Source organism: Dyadobacter sp. LHD-138 (assembly GCF_030929615.1).
Classification (GTDB): domain Bacteria; phylum Bacteroidota; class Bacteroidia; order Cytophagales; family Spirosomataceae; genus Dyadobacter.
In genome coordinates, this window is record NZ_JAVFVU010000081.1 from 1 (window position 1) to 6234 (window position 6234).

7 protein-coding genes and 1 pseudogene are annotated in these 6234 nt (G+C 46.4%); 3 read left to right on the forward strand and 5 right to left on the reverse strand.

Annotation, left to right across the window (positions count from 1 at the left end):
• On the reverse strand, positions 1-227 hold a 227-nt coding region (locus RB622_RS29750), incomplete at its 3' end, for a helix-turn-helix transcriptional regulator (protein ID WP_308050478.1).
• A 146-nt stretch (positions 228-373) separates the two neighbouring features.
• Here RB622_RS29750 and RB622_RS29755 point away from each other — a divergent pair.
• Genes RB622_RS29755 through RB622_RS29765 form a run of 3 tightly spaced genes read left to right on the forward strand, consistent with a single transcriptional unit; the run spans position 374 to position 3333 of the window.
• Positions 374-1309 (forward strand): hypothetical protein, encoded by a 936-nt coding sequence (locus RB622_RS29755; protein ID WP_308050479.1) that lies wholly within the window; start codon positions 374-376, stop codon positions 1307-1309.
• Positions 1310-1355: 46 nt separating this feature from the next.
• On the forward strand, positions 1356-1607 hold the full coding sequence (locus RB622_RS29760; RefSeq protein ID WP_308050480.1) for a hypothetical protein: 252 nt from the start codon (positions 1356-1358) through the stop codon (positions 1605-1607).
• A gap of 40 nt (positions 1608-1647) precedes the next feature.
• Positions 1648-3333 carry a HEPN domain-containing protein gene (locus RB622_RS29765; RefSeq protein WP_308050481.1) on the forward strand — a complete coding sequence of 562 codons (1686 nt, stop codon included), beginning with the start codon at positions 1648-1650 and terminating at the stop codon, positions 3331-3333.
• A 222-nt stretch (positions 3334-3555) separates the two neighbouring features.
• On the opposite strand, the gene RB622_RS29770 is transcribed toward RB622_RS29765, so the two are convergent.
• The 4 genes and pseudogenes from RB622_RS29770 to RB622_RS29785 form a co-directional block, all read right to left on the reverse strand.
• Positions 3556-4404 carry a relaxase/mobilization nuclease domain-containing protein gene (locus tag RB622_RS29770; protein ID WP_308050482.1) on the reverse strand — a complete coding sequence of 283 codons (849 nt, stop codon included), beginning with the start codon at positions 4402-4404 and terminating at the stop codon, positions 3556-3558.
• Positions 4401-5066 (reverse strand): plasmid mobilization protein, encoded by a 666-nt coding sequence (locus tag RB622_RS29775; RefSeq protein ID WP_308050483.1) that lies wholly within the window; start codon positions 5064-5066, stop codon positions 4401-4403. The genes RB622_RS29770 and RB622_RS29775 overlap by 4 nt, the downstream gene beginning before the upstream one ends.
• Positions 5067-5302: 236 nt before the next feature.
• On the reverse strand, positions 5303-5845 hold the full coding sequence (locus RB622_RS29780; RefSeq protein WP_308050484.1) for a hypothetical protein: 543 nt from the start codon (positions 5843-5845) through the stop codon (positions 5303-5305).
• Positions 5811-6234 (reverse strand): annotated as a pseudogene (locus RB622_RS29785) (hypothetical protein); the annotation flags it as partial. The pseudogene RB622_RS29785 and the gene RB622_RS29780, both read right to left, overlap by 35 nt.

Sequence of the window (6234 nt, forward strand, 5' to 3'; positions counted from 1 at the left end):
AACACAGCCTCTTCGCTAAAATTTTTAATTCCTTCCGCCGTGACACCAAGGATTTGTGCGATCTGCTCGAGTAATTGTTCTTCCACGGTTTCGCTTTGTTCAATTTTAGACACAGTTTGCTGACTGACTTTCAGTTCAAAGGCCAACGCTTCCTGCTTAAGCCCGCGGAGTTCCCGAATCCGGCTTATTTTATGACCTATATGGTTGGGTTTTGTTGCTGTACTCATAGTTACAAATATAATAAAAAATTTTGTTGAACATCAAGCAATGACGGCAGGTAATATACATCTGAACATTGGTTGGATACAACCGTTTTTGGTTCGGTACGCGCGCGATGTGTTTTTGATTTGTTAAAAATTTAAAACACATGGATATGGGAAATTTAAGCAACGATGGCCATCACGCCACGGCCAGTGGCAACGATCTTTCTACGACCAGCGTCGTCAACCACATTTACCTTCTGGCTGATTCGGATTCAAATCCGTTTAACAGCTGGATGGAAAAGATTGGTTCGCGGCTGCATTTGGCTTCAGATCAAATCAGTCTCAAACCCATCGTGGATCTTTTGATTACGGCGATCTCACCCGAGCGGATTTTTGTGATCAGTCACAAAGGGATACCGCAATATCAAATTGATGACTATACGGAAATACTGCTTATGATTGACGAGGCAGTGGATATAGCCGAGGACCAAAATATGAACTTTGTTAAACTGGCTTTTTCTCAAAACAGGGACATTTTTATTTCCTTGGGTGATGCTGCCAAGATTGAGGGACATCTGGAATTTGGCAGTCCTTACTACTGCTCTCATTTTAGAAACCGGTTTCAGGTGTACTCCACGGGGCCAACCAAGATCATTGAAATGGACCAGGACCAAATGGATAAATTAAAATCCGAAACCTCAGACCGTTTTCAAGCTCTTTTTTCCAAAGCCCAAATATTGTATAACAACGCAGCCGATTTTTTTAAGCAGGACAATCCTGATTTAGGTGCTTCGCTTCTTTATCAGGCGCTGCTTATGACTTATCAATCCATTATCACCGCTTTCAAAGGACCCATACCTGAAATATATTCTGCGGTTGAATACCAGAAAGTTGCCAAACGGTATTTACCCCTGATCACCAGCAATGACCGTCTTGGGTACCTGCCTGAAAAACTGGAAGAAACATGCAGTTTGCAGGGACAGCGAAACTACCAAACCAGTAAGGCCGGGATGGATTTACTCGCTGCTGATGTGCAGACACTGATGGAAATCAGTCAAATCACCTTTGCATCAAAACTAAAACAGTTTGACAGCCCGGCAGTATGACTTTGATTTAAGTTGTATATCCATCACCTCAAATCCGGTAATCCATATGCTAATCAACATCGCAAACATTTCCGATAGTACCGTTTTTATAGCTGGATCCGATCAGGATTTTAGTCCGCTCGTTGCGCTGTATGTCTGCAAACAAGCCCAGCGTAACGCCCGGATCTATGAGCTTATCGCGCTGCTTGATGGCGCTACATCTTACGAAAGAAGGGAGCTGTTTTCAGCGCTTCATTTGCTTCAAAAGGAAAGTGAGACCGCGTTATCCGAATTTAAAAAGCTGACCGGCACACTGTGAGCGTACCTGGCCAGATTACTTGTACAACCCAAAGGCAAAAATGATGAAAAATATACTGGATCACCGACTAGAAACCGGAATGCTGACCGGCAACATAGATCAAATCACAGCGCGGATCGACGTTGAGAGGATCTACGTCCACGAAATTGAATCGGTGGGGACAAGCGAAACGATTCTGACAATTTTGATCGCTAAAACCTGTGAAAGGTCTCAGAGCGAGCTGTATGAGCTTGTAAGTCCCTTGTTTGATCAGCAGCAAAAAATCCACGTTACGCTGCACCAGGCTGACTGGATCAGCGAAGCTGTAAGTAATGGAAATCTTTATTTTTGCAGCATCTGCACGCGAGATAAAATGATCTATTCCAAAGAAGGATCAGATTTTCAACTTTTGCCAGCCTTGTTAAGCCAGCAGCAAATGCTGGAAAATGCCAGGCACCAGTACGGTCTGGAAGAAAATAAAATCAAAGCATTTGTTGATGGTGCAGATTTCCATCTGGAAAAACAGAATTACAGCCAGTCTGCGTTTATGATTCACCAGGCGATCGAGCTTACTTACCGGGCTGTGGAGCTTCTGATAACCGGCAGGTCCAAGATAACCCACAGCATTAAAGCGCATCAGAATTACCTGGAACCCTATCAGACCAGACTTAGTAATATCTTCTCGCCGGATTGTGAAAGTGATATGGAGCTTCTCAGGCTACTGGACCAGGCTTATCTGAGCGTCCGCTATGAAAACAGCTACCAGATTAGCAGACTGGACGTGACGGCATTAAGGAGCAAAGTCAGCGAGGTGAAGCTGGCTGCCGATGAAACCTGTGTGCAAATACTGAAAAACTTCCAGCCTTTGCAGGCCGTCAATGTGCTCTCGGAAACAATCAAGCAGACAGATCATAGCAATGCAGGCCCTGATATTCCGCTTTCATTAATTGAGCAGATCTGCGGCACCCTGGATGTAGAGCGTATTTACTGCTTCGGTAAAAGAACGTATCAGGATTCCCGTTACCATCCGCTTGATAGTAGCCAGAACGGTCATCTCACAAGGGAGCACTTTGATTTGCTAATTATTACCGCGGATCAGCCAGCGCGCAGGGAAGTCTCACTGCAAAATATAATCAATAATAAGAGTGGCAATCAATACTCGGTGCTACTGCTTGCTGTTAGTCTGGAAACATTGACGCGCTTATTGGATGCCAATAACCGGTTCTTTCACCATGCTATGGCCAGGGCCGAAGTTTTGCATCAAAAAAATGAGCGCTTCTTTGCGGGGCCAGTGCCGGTATATGATGAATCCAGAACGCTTCTGGACTGTAAAATCCACTGGAACCAGCGCCATAGCCGCGCGGATGCTTTTATCGCTGCGACGGAGCCGGCTTGGGAAGCAGGGGAACAGACCGTCGTGGTTTCCCTGATCAGTCAGGGAGTCGAGCAGATTTGCCTGGGGTTGATCTTTGTATTTCTGGGATACCAGCCCGACCGTCATACACTCAGTCATCTTTTTGATCTTTGCAGTAATTTTACGCCACTGCTTGATGATCTCTTCCCGCGCAAGACGCAGCTGGATCAAGATGTCTTTAAGGTGCTATCAGATGGTGCCCGGAATGTCCGCTACCTTGCCAGGTTTTCCCCTGATCCGACCGAGACCGGTGTGCTTCACCAGCGGTTGGAACTGCTGATCAAGCAGTCCTCGGAGCTGGTACAGCAGCATTTTGATCAGATTAAAGTTTAAAATGATGGTGCTAGTCAGTATGACTAAGGTGACTATGTCATCAGCAGCATGCAAAAATTCAGGTCGTTTTCCCTGTTTTCGGTTTGAACGGATCTTTTCAGATTCTTCTTCGCATACGGATAAAGGCTGTAGGATATCCTGATTGAAACGTCCGGGGATTTTTCGCTACCTTGACACTGTGTTAATGGCTTATTAGGGGCCGAAAAACCAATGCATGAATCATTACCCCAAATGCATGCCGCGTTTTCGCCGCCTGGTCATTTCCTGTTTCTGAACCTGGTTTTGGGATTCATTAATCTGTTGCTCGAGCCGCTTTTGCAGGTTAGCCAGTGAATACTGCCGCCCCAGCTCAGAGCCTTTAACTTTCATCCGGTTTTTGGTGTTGAAAAATGCAATGCCTCTGCCTGGGTAGGTTTTATATCCCTGTTTCTTTAACGCTTCACTCAGCTCGCCCAGCGAGTGAACCGAAGGTAAAAGCCGGTCAATGAGTTCTTTCAGTTTCATTTTAGACTGGTCACCCAATGTATGCTCTTCTCGGTTACCATTAATGATATGCATCTGAGGGGTGATGCTCAGCCCAAGCTCCAATTCCATCCTTCGGCAGAATTTTCCGGTGCGGGCATAGTTGTTAAAATGATCCGCCGTATTCTTTCCGTTGTAATTGAGCCGGTTTGCCACCAGGTGAAAATGGGCGTTGGCGGTATCCAGATGCCGAAAAACCAGCATCTGGTTCTGCGCAAAACCAAATTCCCTGGCAAACTCAGTGGCAATGTTTGTGATCTGTTCATCGGAAGGCTTTTCGCCTGGTGGGAAACTGAAAGACTGGTGCCAGATAAATTTGGTCAGGTTTCTGTTCTTATCCATGTTGTCAAGAAACTGCCTGGCTAGGTAGTCCAGATCATAACGTCCATCTGGGACTGTTTCCAGCGCCAAATGCTGTACGTAGATCAGCTCACCCCGGACATCTTCCAGGGTGAGGCTCTTGCGCTGTTTTCCGGTCAGTTCTTTCTCATAATAGCAGTACTCCAAAATTCCTTTGGCGTAACTACCCAGACCAGCTTTTCCGATCATTTTTTTATGCGGTTTAAAATATCGTCCACCGCTTTCTGAATACGAAGATGCACTGTACCAAAATCAATACTTGGCTGCTCATGTTTCCAAAGCACTTCGCTTCGAAGGTCCTCGGAGCGGTAATACCGCTCATACTTTTCAAGCAGCTCTTTGGCTGATTTATAAGCCGAGGCGGTCTTCTTTAGTAAGCTGATTTTCTCTTCCGAAGCAGGTACCGTCAGACTTACAAGTAGCTCCAAATCCTGCATCCAGTCCCTGATCTCGGTCAGGGTTTTGCGGATGCTTCGAATTTCAAACGCCTCGAATACCCAGAGTGTGATCAGCTTGGAAAGCAGTCGCACCTGCTGGCTGCTTTGCTTCCACTGCTCGGAGTACATCTGGTTATCTTTTGTTTTCAAAACCGCCAGCGAAAGAATACCCGCAAGCTGCTCAAGTATTCGGATCGTTTCCGCGGTAGGCGCTGGAAGAGTCTTTTTCTGCGGCCGCTTGATGGGAACATCCAGGGCAAGCGTTAGAAAAAACTGGCTTGCCGATAAATTGCTTTTTTCAATCAGCTGATTGATCCTGGCTTTTTCATCTTTGGTGACCCATACAGAGAAGTGATCTCTTCTGGCTATACTGTCTGGCTTTGGTGGTCTGCCTTTTATCTTTTGATTTTCCATAAATCTTGAATTTTTTAAAATGATCTTGCATAATAAGCTATGAGCCCAAAGGCGAATAGCGGGGTCCAGGGGATTTCCCATGGCCAGTTCTCGCCGGTCGTCGCCTTTTCGCGACGTGCCGGCGATAGCTGGCTTTGGGGAAGCCAACGTAAAGTTTACAGATGTTTACAATGGGCTGTGTTTGGCAGCCAAAGTTTAAAAAAGTTCACAAAAGTTTACTTTCAGGATTTCTGGGGCTATTTCCTGCCCAATGGAACGAGTATCCGCTTGTTTGGCTGATCATAGATGTACTCCTTGCCAATGAAGATGTCTCCTTTTTTAGGCACCGGGCGAAGCAGCAGATATTTCACACCGTCTTTGTGCACGATCTCTCCATGCTGCATCAGAAGCACATAATCAGAAACGTTCTCGTAGGTATCCATGAGCTGTCTTTTTTGCTTGTAATCCTGGCTGCTTGTGGCATACCAAAAAATCAAGATACAGACTAGCATCACGGCAAGGGCTGACGGGGTAGCGATGCCAAGCCCGAAGAAAAGGGACTGGCGATCATCCTTGAAATGGACCGACTTATGACTCCCTTTGATAGCTTCGGCGGCCTTACTGATCTGCTCGATCGATGCTTTTACACGGGTGTCCAATTGAGCAAAATTCTCATGGATCTCATGAAACAGCATTGGCGACCAGTTATCCATCAGCTTGCCATATTTCTCCAAATACCTGCCCCGGATCCGGTTGAGCTGTTCTTTACTGACCTGGTTCATCGCTGAAATTGTTTTCAAGTTCTGTTTCCAGGCAGATCTGCGCTCCGAAGGGATACTGATCCAGGCTGTATCCATTTCTGATTCCTTCCAGGATCTGAATACCCAAAAGGGTTCCTGCATCAAAGTCACCAAACTGCCGTAGCTCAAGACCAAACCTATCGCAGTTATTGGATAGGTCAGCGGCCAGCTTGGGAAGTTCGCTGAAAGTGCTCAGGTTCTGCCAGACCACGATCCGAAAACGCCCATTGGCTGCCTGGATCATTTTTTTGAGGTACTCCACGCAGGCATGGTACGCACCACCGCCTGCGATGATGATATGGAAAGTAACTTCGTTGCTCAGCCTGTCACACCAGGCTTTAAAGTTCAGGTCTTTGCAGACCAGTGCCGGGAACTGCTCGCTTTCCGGC